This window comes from Candidatus Schekmanbacteria bacterium, from assembly GCA_016219965.1.
GTDB lineage: Bacteria > Schekmanbacteria > GWA2-38-11 > GWA2-38-11 > J061 > JACRJM01.
In genome coordinates this window covers 422,131-440,963 of sequence record JACRJM010000015.1, presented here as the reverse complement: position 1 = coordinate 440,963, position 18,833 = coordinate 422,131, and the positions used below count along the sequence as shown (strand labels likewise).

General features: G+C 42.4%; 18 protein-coding genes. 1 reads left to right on the top strand and 17 read right to left on the bottom strand.

What is annotated here, in order from left to right; translation table 11 throughout:
• The 14 genes from ruvA to HZA77_15215 all read right to left on the bottom strand — a co-directional run bounded on the left by ruvA (position 1) and on the right by HZA77_15215 (position 16,476).
• A complete protein-coding gene (gene ruvA / locus HZA77_15280; protein MBI5376795.1) occupies positions 1 to 618 on the bottom strand; it encodes a Holliday junction branch migration protein RuvA in 618 nt (205 codons plus the stop codon).
• Positions 619 to 624: 6 nt separating this feature from the next.
• Positions 625 to 1,119 (bottom strand): crossover junction endodeoxyribonuclease RuvC, encoded by a 495-nt coding sequence (gene ruvC / locus HZA77_15275; protein MBI5376794.1) that lies wholly within the window; start codon positions 1,117 to 1,119, stop codon positions 625 to 627.
• Positions 1,120 to 1,130: 11 nt separating this feature from the next.
• Positions 1,131 to 1,877: a YebC/PmpR family DNA-binding transcriptional regulator gene (locus HZA77_15270; protein MBI5376793.1), complete on the bottom strand. Its 747-nt coding sequence runs from the start codon at positions 1,875 to 1,877 to the stop codon at positions 1,131 to 1,133.
• Positions 1,861 to 4,539, bottom strand: coding sequence for a [protein-PII] uridylyltransferase (gene glnD, locus HZA77_15265; protein MBI5376792.1), 2,679 nt, complete (start codon positions 4,537 to 4,539; stop codon positions 1,861 to 1,863). The genes HZA77_15270 and glnD overlap by 17 nt, the downstream gene beginning before the upstream one ends.
• A 15-nt stretch (positions 4,540 to 4,554) precedes the next feature.
• Positions 4,555 to 5,820 (bottom strand): N-acetylmuramoyl-L-alanine amidase, encoded by a 1,266-nt coding sequence (locus HZA77_15260; protein ID MBI5376791.1) that lies wholly within the window; start codon positions 5,818 to 5,820, stop codon positions 4,555 to 4,557.
• 116 nt (positions 5,821 to 5,936) lie between these two features.
• A complete protein-coding gene (locus HZA77_15255) occupies positions 5,937 to 6,695 on the bottom strand; it encodes a PEP-CTERM sorting domain-containing protein (protein MBI5376790.1) in 759 nt (252 codons plus the stop codon).
• 276 nt (positions 6,696 to 6,971) lie between these two features.
• On the bottom strand, positions 6,972 to 8,276 hold the full coding sequence (locus HZA77_15250) for an MFS transporter (protein MBI5376789.1): 1,305 nt from the start codon (positions 8,274 to 8,276) through the stop codon (positions 6,972 to 6,974).
• A gap of 52 nt (positions 8,277 to 8,328) precedes the next feature.
• On the bottom strand, positions 8,329 to 9,381 hold the full coding sequence (gene tsaD / locus HZA77_15245) for a tRNA (adenosine(37)-N6)-threonylcarbamoyltransferase complex transferase subunit TsaD (protein MBI5376788.1): 1,053 nt from the start codon (positions 9,379 to 9,381) through the stop codon (positions 8,329 to 8,331).
• Complete coding sequence (locus HZA77_15240; GenBank protein MBI5376787.1) at positions 9,344 to 10,447, bottom strand: hypothetical protein; 1,104 nt, start codon at positions 10,445 to 10,447, stop codon at positions 9,344 to 9,346. Before HZA77_15240 ends, tsaD begins: the two co-directional genes overlap by 38 nt.
• Positions 10,431 to 10,814 (bottom strand): holo-ACP synthase, encoded by a 384-nt coding sequence (gene acpS, locus HZA77_15235; protein MBI5376786.1) that lies wholly within the window; start codon positions 10,812 to 10,814, stop codon positions 10,431 to 10,433. Before acpS ends, HZA77_15240 begins: the two co-directional genes overlap by 17 nt.
• 3 nt (positions 10,815 to 10,817) lie before the next feature.
• Entirely contained in the window at positions 10,818 to 11,633 is an 816-nt protein-coding gene (kdsA, locus tag HZA77_15230; GenBank protein ID MBI5376785.1) for a 3-deoxy-8-phosphooctulonate synthase, read from the bottom strand.
• Between the two features lie 15 nt (positions 11,634 to 11,648).
• A complete protein-coding gene (nadC, locus tag HZA77_15225; GenBank protein ID MBI5376784.1) occupies positions 11,649 to 12,494 on the bottom strand; it encodes a carboxylating nicotinate-nucleotide diphosphorylase in 846 nt (281 codons plus the stop codon).
• A 5-nt stretch (positions 12,495 to 12,499) separates the two neighbouring features.
• A complete protein-coding gene (locus HZA77_15220) occupies positions 12,500 to 15,193 on the bottom strand; it encodes a valine--tRNA ligase (GenBank protein ID MBI5376783.1) in 2,694 nt (897 codons plus the stop codon).
• 110 nt (positions 15,194 to 15,303) lie between these two features.
• A complete protein-coding gene (locus tag HZA77_15215; GenBank protein MBI5376782.1) occupies positions 15,304 to 16,476 on the bottom strand; it encodes an IS256 family transposase in 1,173 nt (390 codons plus the stop codon).
• A 191-nt stretch (positions 16,477 to 16,667) separates the two neighbouring features.
• On the opposite strand from HZA77_15215, the gene HZA77_15210 reads away from it, so the two are divergent.
• Positions 16,668 to 17,396: a UDP-2,3-diacylglucosamine diphosphatase gene (locus HZA77_15210; protein MBI5376781.1), complete on the top strand. Its 729-nt coding sequence runs from the start codon at positions 16,668 to 16,670 to the stop codon at positions 17,394 to 17,396.
• Here HZA77_15210 and HZA77_15205 read toward each other — a convergent pair.
• From HZA77_15205 to recO, 3 genes are read right to left on the bottom strand one after another with little or no spacing between them, the layout of a single operon-like run.
• The gene (locus HZA77_15205; protein ID MBI5376780.1) at positions 17,393 to 17,674 is read right to left on the bottom strand and encodes a DUF507 family protein; all 282 of its coding nucleotides are present in this window, start codon (positions 17,672 to 17,674) and stop codon (positions 17,393 to 17,395) included. The two genes, HZA77_15210 and HZA77_15205, sit on opposite strands and share 4 nt — an antisense overlap.
• Positions 17,675 to 17,695: 21 nt before the next feature.
• The gene (locus tag HZA77_15200; protein ID MBI5376779.1) at positions 17,696 to 17,980 is read right to left on the bottom strand and encodes a DUF507 family protein; all 285 of its coding nucleotides are present in this window, start codon (positions 17,978 to 17,980) and stop codon (positions 17,696 to 17,698) included.
• A gap of 13 nt (positions 17,981 to 17,993) precedes the next feature.
• Entirely contained in the window at positions 17,994 to 18,749 is a 756-nt protein-coding gene (recO, locus tag HZA77_15195; protein MBI5376778.1) for a DNA repair protein RecO, read from the bottom strand.
• Between the last annotated feature and the right edge of the window lie 84 nt (positions 18,750 to 18,833).

Below are 18,833 nucleotides of genomic sequence, written 5' to 3'. Positions count from 1 at the left end.
TCAGTCTCTGTGTTTTATAAGATACTTCAGTGATTCCTTTAGAATCTCCTCAACGGAGTTTTCTTCTCTCACATGTTTCTTTGCTTTTAAGACAGCGCCTTCTGCAACTGCACCCGGGTAGCCAAGGTTAACCAGTGCGGATATCACATCAGCAATCACTCCTCCTTTTCCGGTACCGGAAATTGGTGCTCCTTCATCCCCCTTTTCCAGTGCTTCTGTAATCTCCTTGCCTCGAAGCTCATAGACAAGCCTTTCTGCGGTTTTTTTACCGATACCCGGAATACTGGTAAGAAAAATCACGTCTTCATGCTTTATCGCATTTGCAATCCTGCCGGGTTCTGCGCCGGACATTATATTTATTGCAAGTTTAGGCCCTATCTTTGAAACGCTTATAAGAGATTGGAACAGATGTTTTTCAGACAGCGATAAAAAACCGAAGAGGTCAAGCGTATCCTCTCTGACATGGGTATATATCTCAAGCCCTACCTCAGTGCCTTCGACCGGAAGCTTGTAAAAAGTGGAAAGCGGGATGTGAATGCTATACCCAATGCCATGGACATCAACGAGTATTTCCTGCGGTTTCCTTCTTTCGAGTATCCCTTTTATCCTGCCTATCACTTATATTCAGACCTCGCATAATTTCGAAAGCAGACTTCGGCTGTGAATATGGCATATTGCGACGGCAAGTGCATCACTTATATCTACAGTGAACTTCTCGTTATGCATCCCGAGCAAAAGTTTAACCATGTGCTGCACTTGGTCCTTGGTACCTAGCCCATAACCCAGAACAGCCTTTTTCACCTGTGTCGGGGTATATTCAGCAATAGGGATAGAATTCCTTTCTGTTGCAAGCAGGGCAACACCGCGAGCATGTCCAAGCTTTAAAGCTGCTTTTGCATCCTTCGCAAAGAAAAGATCCTCTATCGCAACTTCATCAGGGCGATAGGCAGTAAGAACTTCCTGTATCCCGTCATAAATCCTGTTCAGACGCAGAGAAAGCTTAGCATCCGGAGATGTCCTTATTTTCCCTGCATAGACACAACGGAGAGTCGAGTCAACCTCTTCTATGACGCCGAGGCCTGTTACTATTGTTCCGGGATCTATGCCGAGTACTCTCATGATCTCCCATGTTATTGCATGTTCTGCAATATCTCATCCGGAATATCGAAATTTGAATAGACCTTCTGCACATCTTCATGGTCTTCAAGCGAATCCATTAGTCTAAGCACTTTTTCAGCTTTATCCGCTTCAACGCGCACAGTGGTCTTTGGAACCATGTTAACCTCGGCATTCTGAATCGGTATTTTTGCTTTCTCAATGGTGGCTTTAACTTCCTCAAAATTCTCTACAGGAGTGACTATCTCATATACGTCCTCTTCGACAGTCATGTCATCAGCACCGGCTTCTATTGCTTTTTCCATGAGCACATCTTCAGGTACGACCTTCTTATCAATATGTATCAAGCCCTTTTTCTCAAACATCCAGTTAACGCACCCTGCTTCCCCCATATTCCCGCCGTGCTTCGAAAATATGCTTCTTATCTCAGCAACTGTGCGGTTTTTGTTGTCAGAAAGACATTCAACAAGAACTGCAATACCTCCCGGTCCGTAACCTTCATATTCCGCCTGCTCATAATGAACTCCCGGAAGTTCTCCTGTTCCTCTTTGAATCGCACGCTGGATATTCTCACCCGGCATATTGGCACCTCTTGCCGCTAAAACTGCAGAACGAAGCCGTGGATTAGCTTCAACATCGCCGCCGCCAAGCCTTGCAGCAACCGATATTTCCTTCTGAATCTTCGTAAAAAGCTTTCCTCTCTTGGCGTCTTCCTTACCCTTCTTGTGCTTAATGGTAGACCATTTAGAGTGGCCTGACATTTTTATTCTCCTCCTCTCTGCTTCCTAATAATGCTTTAAGATTACTTGTTATTTCTCCAACTTTGCTCCTGGCAGTTATCTTCTCTCCCCTGTCATCGGTCACATAAAAAACAAGCACAGCCCTGTTCCCTTCCGTTACCGTCGTTGCCCTGCTTATATCAAGGCTCATGGCAGCGATAGCGTTTGTTACTTCATACAGGAGGCCAAGCTTGTCATTAGCCTGGATTTCAATAATAGTATAGGACTCTGAATCTGTATTGTTTATACTTATCTCTGTATTGATTTTTACTATATCAAATTTCCCCTCAAACATGAATCTTTTTTTTCTGCTCATTACCGTTTCCATGCTCACTCTTGATGAAAGTACCCCTTCAAGTTCCTTTTCCACATCAAGCCATATCTCAGGATCAGAAACAAGGTTTCCGTCATAGAGCCTGCACTGAAGTGTATCAACTGCAAACCCGTCATTAGTCGTGTATATCTGAGCACCTAATATAAATATCCCCTTTGCTGTGAGCACCCCGCATATTTTCGAAAAAGACCCCATCTTTCCCTCAAAACAGACAAGGAAATCTGTCACCCCTGCCCTCTTGTTCTGTATTACATCCCATGTTACAAATTTTTTCTCCTGACGGATTGTTTTAAGCAGACGATGATGAGTAAATATCCTGCTTGCGAGAGTTGAGATAATATATTGCTGCGGGAGTTTGTCGAAAAAATTGCTGACATCTTCAACGGTCAGGATATTGTCTGATTTTTCGATTACCTTTCTGATGACTGTTTCAATCTTACGCACGATTTCACCTTTTTCATCAATCTTTTCATGAAGCCTCATAGACAAATAATTGTATGCCTTGAAATAAAGTTTTCTCACAAGCTCACTTCTCCAATCGCTCCATGCGTGGGGGGAAACTGCATTCACATCACAATAGGTAAGCAGAAAAAGCATCCTGAGTCCTTCAATCGTCCCGGCACTGATTACAAAATTGTAAAGCACCCGATTTTCAGAAAAGTCTCTTTTCTCAGCCGTATGCATCATGCTTAGATGATTAGATACAAGCATGATGACCTTGTCAGCTTCTTCACGGGGGATTCCCATCCGTTTCAATATTTTCTTTGACATTGCGGTCCCCCGCTCCACATGTCCTTTTCCCCCTGATTTCCCTATGTCATGAAGTAAAATTGAAAGACGCATGATGTCACGTCTTTCCAGTTCTGCTGCAATTCCTATCAGGAGATCATCATGCCTTGTGCTTTTGGATATTAGCTCGTCCAATTTTTCGAGGGCTAGCAATACGTGCTCATCTACCGTGTAATGATGATAGATGTCAAACTGTACCAGACTCTCCAAATCTTTAAATTCAGGGATAACCGCACCTATCAACCCTATCTCGTTCATAAGTCTTATAAGACCGGAAATGTTCTTTTTTGATCCCAGTATTTCCATGAAAAGCTGGACAGATTCCCTTATATCCTTCTTTTTTATTTTCATACTTCTTATGCGCTCTGCAATATAGAACATAAGTTTTTCGCTTATTATTATGTCGTGATCATGGACAAATTTGAAAATCCTGAAAAGTTCAGGGAGGGATGAGATATCAGGCATTTTACCCGCACGCGGCAGATATAGCGTGTTCCCAATCACTATGAGACCGTTTTCCATCCGTCGTTGTCTTAAAACGATCTCCATATTTTCGTGAGGCATCCTGCTGCTGACCATCCTCCTTATGAAAAGTGTGCAGACCTGGGCAATTGACTTCGCACAGGAATAGTAATCCTTTAAAAAATGCTCTACTGCGGGTTTATTTCCTGAATCGCTGTAACCGAGATTATGGGCAACCTGAGCTTGGAACTGGAGACTCAGGACATCGTTTTTCCTTCCCGACACATAATGAAGGTCGTTCCTGACTTTCCAGATAAAACTGAAGGCATTGAGGAGTCTCCCTCTTTCATCATCTGAAAGGAATGAAATCCTGTTTATTTCAGTGATTCTTTCAATCTGGTCAGTAGCTTTTGCAATCCAGTATATTGTATGGACATCCCGCAGTCCTCCTGCGCCGTCTTTTACATTCGGTTCCAGCACCTGGATTATCCTGCCGACTTCATCATATCTTTCATTACGCTCGAGAATTTTTTCCCTTAAAAACGCATCAATCCGTTTGTGGATCACTCTCTTGCGGAAATCAGAAAGAAAATTTTCGAAACTTCTGCGGTTGCCAAGAAGATAGCGTGACTCAAGAATAGATGTTAAACATGTAAAATCAGTTTTTGACAGCTCTTCACAGTCCTTTATGGTACGCACGCTGTATCCCAGATCAACCTTGATGTCCCAAAGCAGGTGCAGTATCTTCTCATTCAGGACTGCCACATCTCCGTCCACTCCGTCGAATGAAAGCAACATGATATCCATATCAGAGTGAGGACTCAAAGTTTCTCTACCGTATCCTCCGACAGCTACAATAGAAATAAGGTCATCCAGATTCCCCAGGTTGTAAATCCTGCATACATCCCTGTATATATTTACCAGCATGTTGTCCCAAAGGGATGTCAACAATCCGCTTATTATTTCGCTTGAAGCCCCATCACGGTGCATCCCGCGCACTTTCTCCTCCCCTGCCTTAAGCACAGACTTGTAATGGGATAGAATTTGTTGAGTTTCCATTATGTGCTTTTCCTTTTAACGCGAACTTGATTCCTTAACTGTCTCTGCTTTTTTCTGCTGAGGGAAGTCTCCGATATATTTGCTTATCCCTTCAAGGATACCCTTTGCAAGGGCTTCGCGGTACTCCGGCTTTGCAAGTTTTATCCCTTCAGACGGATTTGTTATGAAAGATGTTTCAACAAGTATGCTTGGCATTCTCGCTCCTATAAGGACATAAAATGGAGCCTTTTTAACACCAAGGTCCTTCACATCGCTATATTTAACTGCAAGACTTTTAGGAAGAGCCTTCTGGATACTGGATGCCAGAGAAGTGGACTCCTTAATTTTTGTGCTCACAAGAAGCTGGCTTAATATCTTCTGCAGGTCACTTATGTTTTTCATGGATGCACTGTTCTCTCTTGCTGCTGTTTCCATAGCTGCCGGATCAGATGTAAGATTAAGATAGTATGTCTCTATACCGGAAGCATTGAGATTCCTGCTTGCATTCGCATGGATTGAGATGAAGAGGTCGGCATTGTTCGCATTAGCCATTGCTGTTCTTTCTTCAAGAGGTATAAAGACATCATCTGCCCTTGTCATTAAAACTTTCATTCCATACTGCTCTGTTAAATACTTTTTCAGCCGTAAGGCGATATCAAGGACAACATCCTTTTCACGCAGACCATTAACTCCTATTGCACCCGGGTCCTTGCCTCCATGACCTGCATCTATTGCGACAGTGTGCACACCAAGACCAAGCTGTCTAGAGAGACTCAAAGTTTTAGGCTCGGAAGGGGGAGGAGTTACAGGCTGGTTATCAGCAGTTATCGGAGGCGCATTGTCATCCGGCTTTGCCATGATTTGTCCGAACAGGTCGATTACCACCCTGTATGGCTCTTTGAGCACGAAGCTTGTGTAGTTGTCGAAGTTTTCAACATCCATAACTATGCGGACAGTAGTTGGTTTATAATACGAAGCCCGGACAGTTTTTATAACTCCATCCGATACATTGACGCTTTTCTTATTAAGGTCAGAAGTGAGATATGAATCAAATACATCAATAAATATCCTTTTGGGATTGTTTATCCTGTGGATCTCATACCGGGCTTCCTTGTCCATATCAATTGCAACCCTGCTATATCCGCTCCCTGAAAAGTTTCTTATCATAGTAACTTTGGCAAGCTTGGAAATATCAACTTTCTTTTCTCCAAAGAAACTACACCCCGTCGTCCATATTATAAGAGGAAGGATACTTGCAACAGATAAGGTAATAAGCTTTTTTTTCTCAAACCGGATATTCATAATGTTGTGTATTATTCTTTACAAAGCAGCTTGTGTCAAGAAAAGGTAGGATTTGAAAAGAAAATCCCCTGCACTGATAAAAGTACAGGGGATTTTAAGGTTACGATTTTTGTCTATTAGGCTTTTTTCCTTCTTATGTAGAAAAGCCCTGCAAGACCACCGCCAATGAGAAGCAATGTTGAAGGTTCCGGCACCGGAGTTAAATATAGCGCAAGTTCACCAGTCTGAGTCCACGCACCGCCTGGTTCATCTCTGTACCTGAACATTCCTGTCCAGTAAGTCTGGTAAACAGACATCTGTCCAGCTAAACCTGTTATATCAGCAATATTAGTTTCGTTGTATGGATTGGCATCCGTGCTATATGGTAAAGCAACATTGTCCCATGCCCACCATGCATTTCCAAATGTTCCTATTACACCTTCATCTCCACTCCCTGCAATTCCATCCGGGTCATAATTCATCCAGCTTAAAGGCTGTGACCATCCAACTTCCGGACCATCGACAACTGCACCTCCTGCATATGCAACCCCATCCCAGTCAGCCACATCTTTAACCTGGAATCTTCCATCAAGCCCAGCAACAGTTTCACCGGGAAGCCAGTAAATCCATTGGAGCCTTTGACCCAAATCACCTGTGCTGTAAACTATACCATCTGTCGGCGCCCATGTATTGGTGCCGGCATAAGTGCCATTGCTCATATTTGTGAAAGTCCCACCTGCAACAGCAGCAAAAGTATCAGTCTTCCAAGGAAGCCAATCCGGTGAACCATATGCATTTGGAGCTGAATCAGCATAAAGTTCAATGACTATTGCGTTAGCAGAAACTCCGGTGAACAAAAATGCGACAAGCGCTAATAATAGAAATATTCTTTTCATCCCACCCCCCCAAAAAAAGCTTTATCCTTCTATGTGCATTTTTTATTTGCAATAATTGTTCCAAAACGTATTAGAAACCATAACATTTTGAAATCTCTATCTTTATTTATTCAGGAGTTATTTGGTCAACAAAAACAGGAATGTTCAGATATCCGACAGTTTTTTTTAGATTTGCTAACTTACTGTTTTTAAATGCAAATAAATGTTCAGTTTCCCGACAGTTTTCATTTTTATCAATTGATTCAAAACACATATTTATGATTGGTAATTCAATCTTTAGCCGGTTTCTGAAATCCTCGATACCTGCTTCCACTTAGAGATGGCATAGGTAAATGCAATCAGGTCAGCTATACCTACAATAGAAAATGGGCTTGAGAAGCCGACATAATCAAAGAGGAATCCTCCTAATTGGAAAAAGAACAGAGTCCCTAAAGAACCTATAGCAGTTGAAATACCAAATATAGATCCGAGAATCTTTTTGGGAGCAAGATCTGCGAGCAGAGATGTAAACCCGACAGAAACTCCTGCTGAACCAAGCCCTGTCAGCACTCCGTACAGTTTTACTTCCGAAGAGAACGGGTTTGATGTCATGCCTATAAGGAAAAAGCCTATCCCATTTAAAAGTAATCCTGTCGCTATGACCTGCATCCTGCCTAACCTGTCAACGAGCATTCCCCAAAAGAAGGTTGAAACTAAAGCCACCAGACTTGATAATCCAATTACCATCCCTCCAAAAGCTGTGGCTTCGGCAGGGGTTAGATTAAAATTTCCCGCTACCTTTACAGCCCAGATGGTCAGGAAAGCTCCCAATATGATGTTAGCTGAAGAGGTTACAAAGCTTGTAAAAAAGCAGACCTTAAGTCCTGGACTTTTTTCAACCACCGAAGATACTTCTTTCCAGTTTTTGATTGTTGAATTTCTTTTGGCTGATATCTCTCTTTCTTTATGAGGCATCCTGTCCACAATAAAAAACTTAACGATCAGAAAAGTTAATGATGTGAGTAAAGCTCCTACCAGAAGGAGATTGGTTACACCTATCTGTTTCTGAAGCTGGGAGAAGAATACAAACGAGATGGTAATCCCTATTCCTATCATAGTGCTGCTAATTGCCATGGCTTTCCCTCTGCTTCTTCTTTCAGTATAGTCAGCAACTAACGTCATAAGCTGAGAAAAAACAAAAATCATAGAGAAGGAAAGGACAAACTGGAATAAGAAAACAAACCATAATGGATTAACTTTAAAAAAAACTCCTACTGGAAGAGAACAGGAATAGAGAGTAAATGCGACTGATACGCCCAAAAGCCCTATGAGCATTAGGATCTTTCTCCCATGTTTATCTGATAGGGAGCCCACAAGTGAGAGAAAGAGAATGGAAGTTACAGTGTCGATATTCTGAGTGATGGAATTTATTCTCCCAAAATCTGCTTCAGGAATGCCTATAGATTCCTTTAGCAACCTCGGGAGGATTATGGTTGGAATCATATAGACCATCATTACTAAACCCGTTGAAATGAAAAGAGCAGAAAAATTTCTTTTTGAAAGCCCTGATGGAATATCAATTCCTAATATTTTTTTACTCAATCGTTTTTCTTCTTATTATATAATTTGTGAGTTGTAAGCAGTAAGAAGTTCTTTACAACTTTACCCGCGCAACAGCATTTAAGGTCATGTCGGCGCGCTCGCCTTTTATATAGCGGTAGTAGCCGGCAATACCAATCATTGCGGCATTGTCTATACAATAGGAGAGAGATGGGTAAAGCACTTTTATATTCTTCTCGCTGGACAAGCGTTTCATCTCTTCTCTTAATCTGCTGTTGCAGGCAACACCTCCGGCAATTGTAATAGTACCGCATCCATATTCAATGGCCGCAGAAATAGTCTTGTCAACTAGGACATCAACAACAGCGTCCTGGAAATTTCTTGCGATATCAGATTTTATTTGCTCAGTGATTTTTCCATCAACAGGAAGTTTGGTTTTTGAATCGTAAAGTCCTTCTTTTTTCAGATACGTAAGCACAGCAGTCTTTAGCCCGCTGAAACTGAAACAATATTTTTTCTCGCGCAGATAAGGTCTTGGGAATTGAACCGCACCTTCCCTGCCATTTGTGGCGGCTTTGTCAATCAATGGTCCTCCCGGGTAACCAAGGCCAAGCATCTTGGCAACTTTATCGAAAGCCTCTCCTGCGGCATCATCTACTGTAAACCCAAGAAGCTGGTAATCCCCTATGTTTTTTACAAGATAGATATTGCTGTGACCGCCTGACACAACAAGAGTAATATATGGAAACTCAGGTATTCCATATTCAATAATACTTGAAAGCAGGTGCCCTTCAAGGTGATTTACTGCAACAAGCGGCTTTTTATTAACAAATGTGATTGCCTTGGCAAACGAGACTCCAACAAGAAGCGAGCCTACAAGTCCGGGCCCATATGTCACAGCTACAGCTTCAATATCAGCAAGCTCTATATTCGCCTGCTCGAGTGCTTCGTCAACAACAGGGACAATTGATTCAAGATGAGCGCGAGAGGCAAGTTCAGGAACAACGCCGCCGTACTTTGAATGAACATCAGTCTGGGAAGCGACAATACTGGACAAAATACGTGTGCCGTCTTCAATTACGGCTGCGGCTGTTTCATCACATGAGCTTTCAATGGCAAGAAGAAACATCAGCTTTGACTCCTTCATCGATTGTTACTTTATGAGCATCTCCTCCTGCCTTTTTTATCTGCTCTATCACATCTTCTTCATGTCCCGGACAATAGGCGATAAAACATCCGCCTCCGCCTGAGCCGTTTATCTTGCATCCCAAAGCTCCCCCATTCATAGCAGCATCAATAAGTCTTTCTATCTGAGGAGTTGAAATCAAAAGTCCATCTCTTAAAAGTGCGTGATGTCGGGTAAAAAGCTCACCTATGATTTTACTGTCATGTATATCCTTTTCAATCTCACTCCTGGCTTCAATCGTGAGGTCCCGTATATTTATGACAGCGCATATTGTCCTGTAAATATTGTCCGGCATATATATTTTTAAACTCCGTATATTTTCAAGCGGCGCAAATATTAAACTGAAATCATCAATGTGTTTCTTTATTATCTTTACACCGTCAGCTACTTCAGATTTTATTCTCGCAAGTACTCCTATCGTATCCTTTGTTATGCCGCTGTCGCAAAGAACAAAACCGGAAAGCAGATGCGACATTTTTGAAACTTTTACCTCTTCTGAAAAATCCATAAAAAGCATCCCGCCCATAGCAGCACAAAGATGGTCCTGCATTCCTCCGGGCTCATTGAATTCTTGGACCTCAGCCTTAAAGGCATATTCAGCTAGCTCAAAGCCTAATAATGGTTTTTCTATGCCGGAGATAATATGCAGGAACTTTATCCATGCCACTGTGAGCGCTGATGAGCTTGAAACACCTTTTCCGATTGGTATGGTGCTTTCTATCCTGCACCTGTATCCGGAAGAAATTTCAATCCCGCTTCTATGAAGGACATTGAAACTGCTTCTTAAATAATCGCGTTTATTCTTTGGACTGTTCTCTTTCCCAAGATGGATTATTTCTTTTCCTCCAATATCAGGGAGTTCTATTTCAAGGATTTTTTCATCAATCCTGACACCGGAAACAGAAATCCTCCTGTCAATTGCTGCCGAGATCACGCAAAGCCCGAGGTAATCCTGATGTTCTCCGAAAAGACAGATCCTTCCGGGTGCAGATACTTTTATAACTTTAACGTCACTCATCGGTTTCAAGTAGGACCTGTGACATGGCAATAATGTCTGTGTGGGAAATGGAAATGAAGATGTTCTTTATCTTATTTGCGTTGGCAATTTTTAACGCTCTGCCATGAAGGAATATCTTTGGCTTCCCCGATTCTTCATTCAAAATCTCTATATCCTTCCATGTGATACCAGATAATTTGGAAGGACCGACAGCTTTGAAAAAAGCCTCTTTCGCCGCATATTTTCCGGCTAAAGTTAACAGTAAATTTTTTTCTTTCGCCGCTTCCTGTTCCCGTTCGGTAAATACCCTGTTAAGAAACCTGTCTTTTCTTTTCTCAAGGACAGATTTAAACTTTTCAATATCAACATGGTCGATCCCGATTCCGGCAACAGCCATCAGCTATCCCCGTGCTTCGCGTTCTATGCGCTTTGCTCTTTTCAGCACATTCTCAAGCTCATCAATACTCATCGTATTCGGGGCATCGCATAGAGCCTTGCGCGGATTTGGATGTACTTCCGCATAAAGGAAATTTATTCCTACGGCAGATGCAGCCATTATGAGAGGTTCTATAAATTCCTTTTCACCCCCTGAAGTTTTCCCCTTATCTCCCGGAAGCTGTACGCTGTGAGTTGCATCGAATCCCACAAGGGCAGGCTCGCGCTTCATTATTTCAAGACCTCTGAAATCAACGACCAGATTATGATAGCCGAAGCTCGTGCCCCGGTCTGTTATCATTACATTCCTGTTTCCTGTGCTTTGTATTTTCTCCACTATATTCCCGATATCTCCCGGAGCCATGAACTGCCCCTTCTTGACGTTTATCGCCTTGCCTGTTTTTCCTGCTTCAATGATAATGTCAGTCTGGCGGCATAAAAATGCAGGCACCTGAAGAATATCGAGGACATGAGCCGCCGGCTCTGCCTGCCAAGATTCATGGATATCTGAGAGGACAGGGACACTTACTTTTTCCTTTACATTATTCAGTATATCCAGCCCCTTTTCAAACCCTGGCCCTCTGAATGACGTTACAGATGAACGGTTAGCTTTATCAAAAGAAGATTTAAAAACATAGAAGATGCCAAGCTTTGAGCAGAGTGCATTTACCTGTTTTGCAATATCAAGACAAAGTTTCTCATTTTCAATTACACATGGTCCTGCCACCAGGAAAAAACTGTCACCTTTTTTTATTTTCTTTCCTGAAATATTTATCTGCATGTAATCTCCGGATAATTATCCCAATGCATTTATATTCATACTGATGTCCATTGCCGGAGCTGAATGTGTTATAGCTCCGATTGAAATCAGATCTACTCCAAGTTCAGCGATCCTCTTAACATTGCCAAGGTTAACCCCTCCGGAAACTTCAATTACAGCTCTTCCGTTTATCAGCTTTACCATCTCCTCAAGGATAGTGTCATCCATGTTATCGAGCATGATTATCTCGACTCCTGCTTCAAGAGCCTCCCTTACCTGCTCCGGTGTAGAAGCCTCAACCTCGAGTTTAAGGTAATGGGGTATAAAACCTCTCATTCTCCTTACCGCCTCTCCGATTCCGCCAACCAATTTAATATGATTATCCTTTATAAGAACAGCGTCGAACAAGCCGAATCTGTGGTTCTCTCCTCCGCCTACTTTTACCGCATATTTTTCAAGCACCCTCCATCCCGGAGTGGTTTTTCTCGTATCAGCAATCTTTGCCTTTGTACCCTCTACAAGGGACGCGAACTTTGAAGCATTAGTTGCTATTCCCGAGAGCCGCTGAAGATAATTAAGAATAACTCTCTCATGCGTAAGCAGCACCCTCGCTTCTGTTGTTATTGCTGCAATCACGTTTCCGGCAGGCACATGGTCGCCGTCATGGAAATAAGGCTCAAACTCGAAATCATGTGTGACTTTGGACAGTATGTGGGGGATGATGTCAATTCCTGCAAGGACGAGATTATCCTTTGCAAGCACCTCACCTCTCGCCTGAATGTGTTCAACAAGGACTGCCTCTGTAGTTATGTCACCCGTACCAATGTCCTCTTCAATTGACCACTCTATTAAAGGATCAACTTTCTTCCAGTCAATTTTCATGGCATCTAATCTCCAAGAATAGCCAGATGATGGCTTATGCTTTTGATCTCAGTCTCCGCCTCTTCAAGTTTCCGTTTTTCCTTATTTATAACCTCTTCCGGGGCATTAGCAAGAAAATCATTGTTTGAAAGCTTTCGTGTAGTCTGCTCCATATCTTTTCTGAGTTTCATAATCTGCTTGGAAAGTCTTTTCTTTTCTTCATCAATGTCAATAAGACCGCGCAACGGCACATAAGCTTCGAAGAAATGGCTCACAGCAACAGCAGATTGCGGAGGCTTTTCGACATTGGTTCCAATCTGGATTGATTTTGTCCGGCAAATACTCGCTATGTATCTTTCAAGCTTTTTTATTTGCTCAGGATCTTCACCATTACTGAAATTAATTATGACATCAATCCTGCTCGCCGGCTGGATGTTCATCTCGCCTCTTAGGTTCCTTATTGAATTAATAATTGTTTTTAGCTGTTCTATTTTCCCTGCCTGTGACTCATTACAGGAGACATCATCACATACAGGAAATGGGGCAACCGTTATGCTTTCTCCATGGCCTTCTCTGTTCAACGGGAGTTTGTGCCATATTTCCTCAGTCACAAAAGGCATGAATGGATGGAGCATCCTTAAAGTTTTTTCAAGCACATCGACAAGCACAAACTTTATGCTTTCTTTCCTTGCTACACTTACATTTTCATCATCATTTTCATAATATAGATCGGTTTTTGCAAGCTCGATAAACCAGTCGCAATACTGGTGCCAGAGGAACTGATAAATGGCTCCTGCCGCATCGTTAAACCTATAGCTGTCAAGTCCGCTCCTTACATCGCTTACAAGCTGGTCAAGATTTGAATATATCCAGTGGTCTATTTCCTTCAATTCTAGATTTTTGCGTGCCTTCTCCATATCAAAGCCGGCGCTGTCTCCGTCTACACTCATAAGCACGAAGCGCGCCGCATTCCAGAGTTTGTTGACAAAATGCCTGTAGCCTTCTATGCGAGCCTCGGATATCTTGATGTCGCGCCCCTGCGCAGCGAGGGCTACCAGGGTGAACCTGAAAGAGTCTGTCCCGAACTTATCTATCATAAGAAGAGGGTCAATGACATTCCCCTTGGACTTGCTCATCTTCTTTCCTTCTTCATCACGTACAAGAGCGTGAATATAAACCTCGTGGAATGGCACATCTCCCATGAATTTAAGCCCCATCATTATCATGCGGGCAACCCAGAAGAAGAGTATGTCAAAGCCCGTGATAAGACATGATGTAGGATAAAATGTTTTAAGCGCCTCTGTATTTTCAGGCCAGCCAAGCGTTGAGAATGGCCAGAGGGCAGAGCTAAACCATGTATCAAGGACATCGGTTTCCTGCTCGATTTTTGATGAGCCGCACTTTGAGCATTTTGACGGTGTCTCGGTCGCTACTGTCACACCATCACAGTCAAGGCAATACCATACCGGTATCCTATGCCCCCACCATATCTGCCTTGAAATACACCAGTCCCTGATGTTCTCCATCCAGTCAAAATAGGAGTTTTCCCACATGGAAGGAATTATCTTTACCCTTCCGTCTCTTACGACTTTCAAGGCTTCTTCTGCTAATGGCTTAGTCTTTACAAACCACTGCTTCGAAAGGTAGGGTTCTACTATAGAGCGGCATCTGTAACAATGCCCAACAGAGTGTTTGTAATCTTCAATTTTTACAAGAAGCCCCTGTGCTCGTAAATCATCAACAACTTTTTCACGTGCATCAAAGCGGTCGATTCCTTTATAGACGCCGGCATTTGAATTCAACGTGCCATCTGTTTCAAGGATGTTTATCATCTCAAGCTTGTAGCGCAGCCCTATGGCAAAGTCATTTGGGTCATGTGCTGGCGTTATCTTAAGCGCTCCCGTACCAAAGGCAGGGTCAACATAGGAATCCATGATAACCGGCAGTTCCCGCTCGACCAAAGGAAGAATCACGCTTTTTCCTTTAAGTGCAGTATATCTTTCATCATCAGGGTTTACAGCCACCGCCGTGTCGCCGAGCATTGTCTCAGGTCTTGTTGTGGCCACAATCAAGCCATCCTTTGAACCTTTTGCGTATGGATATGTTATGTAATAGAGCTTCCCGTCTTTCTCCGCGAATTCCACTTCAAGGTCTGAAATGGCAGTCCTGCAAACAGGGCACCAGTTGATTATATAGTTACCCCTATAGATAAGATTCTCGTTATAAAGCCGCACAAAAACCTCTCGCACAGCTTTTGAAAGCCCTTCGTCCATGGTGAAGCGCTCACGCTCCCAGTCGCATGAAGAGCCAAGACGCTTAAGCTGGTTTATGATAAATCCGCCGTACTTCTTTTTCCATTCCCAGACATTTTCAACGAACTTCTCCCTCCCCATCGTGTGACGGCTCGTCCCCTCTGCCTTCAACTGCTTTTCCACTACATGCTGTGTTGCGATACCTGCATGGTCTGTGCCCGGCATCCAGAGCACATTGAAGCCATCCATCCTTTTATAGCGGATGAGCACATCCTGCATTGTGTTGTTTAAAGCATGTCCCATGTGGAGACTACCTGTGACATTTGGAGGGGGAATCACGATTGCGTATGGCGGTTTCCCGGAAGAATCTTCCGCATGAAAGTAATTCTTTTCCAGCCAGAACTTATACCATTTTTCTTCTATGCTCTCCGGAGAATAAGCCTTTTCCATAATCTCTTTTTCTGCCATTACAACCCTCGATTGTTATTGTTCAACGCTTTGATTTTACATTAAAAGCCGGCAGGAAGCTAACAAATAAGCCTGTAGCTGTCAAGGTGGAAGGGACGGAGGTTGCGTCCTTAGTTTTGTGTCATTAGTAGAGGGGTTGCAGTACCTTCTTTAATGTTTTCATATCTAAACACTGCAAATAGTATTCTTTCCATACTTGTTCTGTTGGAAAATACGCCCATAGGTCTGGTTCTTCGTCTTACCTCTACGAAGCGTCTTTCTATAGCATTGGTTGTTCTGATTGTGTTCCACAGGTTTAAGTCTTTGATCTTAAAAAAGCTCAACAATGTGTCTATATCTTTTCTCAGACAGAGAACAGCTTTTGGATATATCTTTCCCCACTTTAAAGCAAATTCTTTAAACATCGACTGGGCTTCCCTTTCTCCGGATGCATGACTTATCTTGTGCAAATCATATTTTACAGCTTTCTGATCTTTTTCTTTAACACAGTTAATAACATTGTGGGTCTTATGCGCCCAGCACCTCTGGACAGGGATTCCGGAATAAACCATATCAAGTGCAGCAAGTAAACCCGTGCCTCCATCTACCACTATCAGATCTACTCCTTCTCCTGTTATTCCACGACGGTATAAATCATTTAAAAATGACTCCCAGGAAGATTGCGATTCTCCGCAGGCAAGCTTAAAATCAATTACCTCCTTCTTATTATCATGAGTAACTCCCAAGGCCACCAATACGACCTTCTTTACTGATCCGGCACCGGTTCGATTCTTTAAAACAACTCCATCAAACATCAAAAAACGATACTTATTATTCAATGACCTCTTATGATAAGCATCAACAAAAGCGTCAAGCTGCTTGGATACTTCGCTGACAGTCGATCGAGATATCTTCTCTCCCAGCACCGGAAGCAAAGCCACTCCAACCTTACGGGTCGCCAACCCAAGTGTAAAACAATTCATAATCAACTGATCTATTGAAGAATCTCTCCGCTCAAATGCCTTTATCACACCCAATCCGCTAAACTGCCGAGTCCGTTTAACTGATATGGAAACATCGCCGCAAGCTGTTAATAAATGCCTGTCATAACTGCCGTTCCGACGATCAGATATGTCTAATCTATCAAGCTCTGATAAATACTCATCTACCCGATTTGCCATCCGGCTCTCTAAAACCTCTTTTATCGCTTGTCTCGCTGCTGCTCGATAATCCCCTTCAACATCAAAACTCTTGACCTCTCTCATTGCTTCCTGTACCGTAAACTTAACTGCTCTTTGCTGCATGGGGTGACCTCCTTAATTAAATTGTTTCCGAAAAACATCTTAAGGATGCACCCCTCTTAACTCTGACACAAGATTTAAGACATCACCGGGACGGAGGACGGTCTTTTAGTTCTTGATCCATCTTTCACTCCACTTGACCGTAAACGCCGCATAATGATAAAAAGAAATACACGATAATTAAGGAGGCAGTTTTGGCAAAAGAGTATTATTTTCTTTCAGATGCGCATCTTAGAAATATAAATGACAAGAACCAGAAGTGTCTTATCAAATTCCTGGACAGCATAAAAGGAAAGGCAACTGGGCTTTACGTACTGGGAGATCTCTTTGACTTCTGGTACGGATATAAATCGGTAGTTTACACGCAGTTCGTGCCTGTGCTTGCAAAACTTATGGAACTCCATGACTCAGGAACTGCACTATCTCTTATTGAGGGGAACCATGAATTCAGGTTCGACCTTTTTTTCAAAGATATTGTTGGGGCAGATGTAAAGGACATCTACATGGATAGGGAAATTGAGGGAGTAAAATTTCACCTCATCCACGGAGATAATATAAACTCCAAGGACAGCGGACACAAAATATTGAATTTTTTCCTCAAGAACAGACTTTCCTATTGGGCTGTGAACATGACACATCCGGGATTCTGGTGGCGCGCGGCAACCTATATGTCAGCGTTGAGCAGGGACAATATCAGGGACAATACAGCCCGCCTGAAAAAAGCATGCAGGGAATTTGCAAATGAGAAATTTATGAGCGGCACTGATGTAGTGGTAATCGGACATACCCATGAACAGGGACTTGAAAAAATAAATTTAAACGGAAGGGAAGTTCATCTGATATTCCTTGGGGACTGGATCACGAGTTTTTCATATCTGAAGTTTGACGGAAAAAACTTCGAGCTTTTAAAATTCGAGCCTTAAAACCTTCTTCTCTTCCCCATCTGCTCTTCGTAATGCTTTTTGTAGAGGATATCCCATTCGCGGCTTCCCTCGTCTATGGGACGCGAATAACTTCTTATGATCCGCCTTACCTCTTCATCCACAATTTCCTCTATCCTGAACTCATCGCTCAGCACTTTTGATATGTTGTAACGAATATCTTCAGCCTCTTCCGGGCCGTTTGATATTAGTTTCTTCTCAAACAGCGTGTCTGTAATTTTCTTTGAAACTTTATTAATACGTGCCTGGCTGTATCGCATAGTACCCCCTAAGCCCAGAGTTTATATGTCCAATTCCTCTTCCTCTATGAGCTTCTTCTTTATCATGTTAAAAAGCTTGTTATAATCAGCATTGGAACTTTGGAGTTCCTTGTTATGTTCCTTTAATAGCTGTCTCACCTTCTCATTTAATTCTTCCTCAACATGAAAATCCTCATAAATAATATCAGCAACAATTTTTATAACTGCCTGGTCATCTGTTGCGAGATTTATCTTCTTCTTTTTAACGAGCTCCGTAACAACCACTCTGGCAAGGAATTCTGCCATATTTTTCTGGGTTTTGTCCATCTACATTACCCCCTTATATTAGATCCATCTGCTTTAATACTTTTCTTGCTTTAATTTCCTTCCCCGTATGATAGACCATATAAGGATAAATAAAATTCGATATATCATTTCTGCAATCTTTGGAAATCCTTATATTATTCTCCATCCTTAAACCCTGCTTACCAATAAGATTGAGAGTCTTCAAGGCTCCAAGCGATATTGAACCTGTCTTTAAATTTACATCCGAACATTTGGGGCACATTATTCCTCCCTTTATGTTCGAAAAAGCGACCCTGTTCTCCTCAGTCTTCAAACCGCAAATTACACATTTTGTAACAACAGGCCCTATTCCCATGAGCCTCAGCAAATTCATCTCAAAAAAAGTGATTATCTTAAATATATCTTTGCTTTTAATACTCACTTTCAAAACATCAACCAGAAGGTCGTAACACTCTCTTCCGGGTTCGCCCTCAGGGACAAGCTCATTTACAAGAGAAAGAATATAAAACAACCCCGCCGTGTGATCTAAATCCTCCCTGATTTCTTTCCATGTATCAAGGATGTCGCACTGGCTAAGGAAACCAAGTGATTCATCTTTTTTTCTGTATATTGTTGCCCTTACCCTGTTTCCTTCTTCAAGAGCCCCTGAAAAGCGGTTTCTTATTTTCCTCGATCCTTTTGCCATAACAGATAGTTTTCCCATTCTCGGCGTTATTAAACACAATATCTTATCGCTTTCACCGGAATTGAGCGCCTTTAAAACAACTCCATCTGTCGTAATCAGGCCCATATTTATATATTTGATTTTTTTATCACGTTGTCCGCTCTTTGTCAAAATAATGAGGATTTATCATGCTTAATATCCTTCGATTTC

Coding starts and splice junctions, on each gene's coding strand:
- recO (MBI5376778.1), bottom strand. CDS start 18,749: ATGGGCCTGATTACGACAGATGGAGTTGTTTTAAAGGCGCTCAATTCC.
- acpS (MBI5376786.1), bottom strand. CDS start 10,814: ATGGCTGTTGCCGGAATCGGGATCGACCATGTTGATATTGAAAAGTTT.
- HZA77_15205 (MBI5376780.1), bottom strand. CDS start 17,674: ATGCGATACAGCCAGGCACGTATTAATAAAGTTTCAAAGAAAATTACA.
- HZA77_15200 (MBI5376779.1), bottom strand. CDS start 17,980: ATGGACAAAACCCAGAAAAATATGGCAGAATTCCTTGCCAGAGTGGTT.
- HZA77_15270 (MBI5376793.1), bottom strand. CDS start 1,877: ATGTCAGGCCACTCTAAATGGTCTACCATTAAGCACAAGAAGGGTAAG.
- nadC (MBI5376784.1), bottom strand. CDS start 12,494: ATGAAAATTGACTGGAAGAAAGTTGATCCTTTAATAGAGTGGTCAATT.
- HZA77_15255 (MBI5376790.1), bottom strand. CDS start 6,695: ATGAAAAGAATATTTCTATTATTAGCGCTTGTCGCATTTTTGTTCACC.
- HZA77_15215 (MBI5376782.1), bottom strand. CDS start 16,476: ATGCAGCAAAGAGCAGTTAAGTTTACGGTACAGGAAGCAATGAGAGAG.
- tsaD (MBI5376788.1), bottom strand. CDS start 9,381: ATGAAGGAGTCAAAGCTGATGTTTCTTCTTGCCATTGAAAGCTCATGT.
- kdsA (MBI5376785.1), bottom strand. CDS start 11,633: ATGCAGATAAATATTTCAGGAAAGAAAATAAAAAAAGGTGACAGTTTT.
- HZA77_15260 (MBI5376791.1), bottom strand. CDS start 5,820: ATGAATATCCGGTTTGAGAAAAAAAAGCTTATTACCTTATCTGTTGCA.
- ruvC (MBI5376794.1), bottom strand. CDS start 1,119: ATGAGAGTACTCGGCATAGATCCCGGAACAATAGTAACAGGCCTCGGC.
- HZA77_15220 (MBI5376783.1), bottom strand. CDS start 15,193: ATGGCAGAAAAAGAGATTATGGAAAAGGCTTATTCTCCGGAGAGCATA.
- glnD (MBI5376792.1), bottom strand. CDS start 4,539: ATGGAAACTCAACAAATTCTATCCCATTACAAGTCTGTGCTTAAGGCA.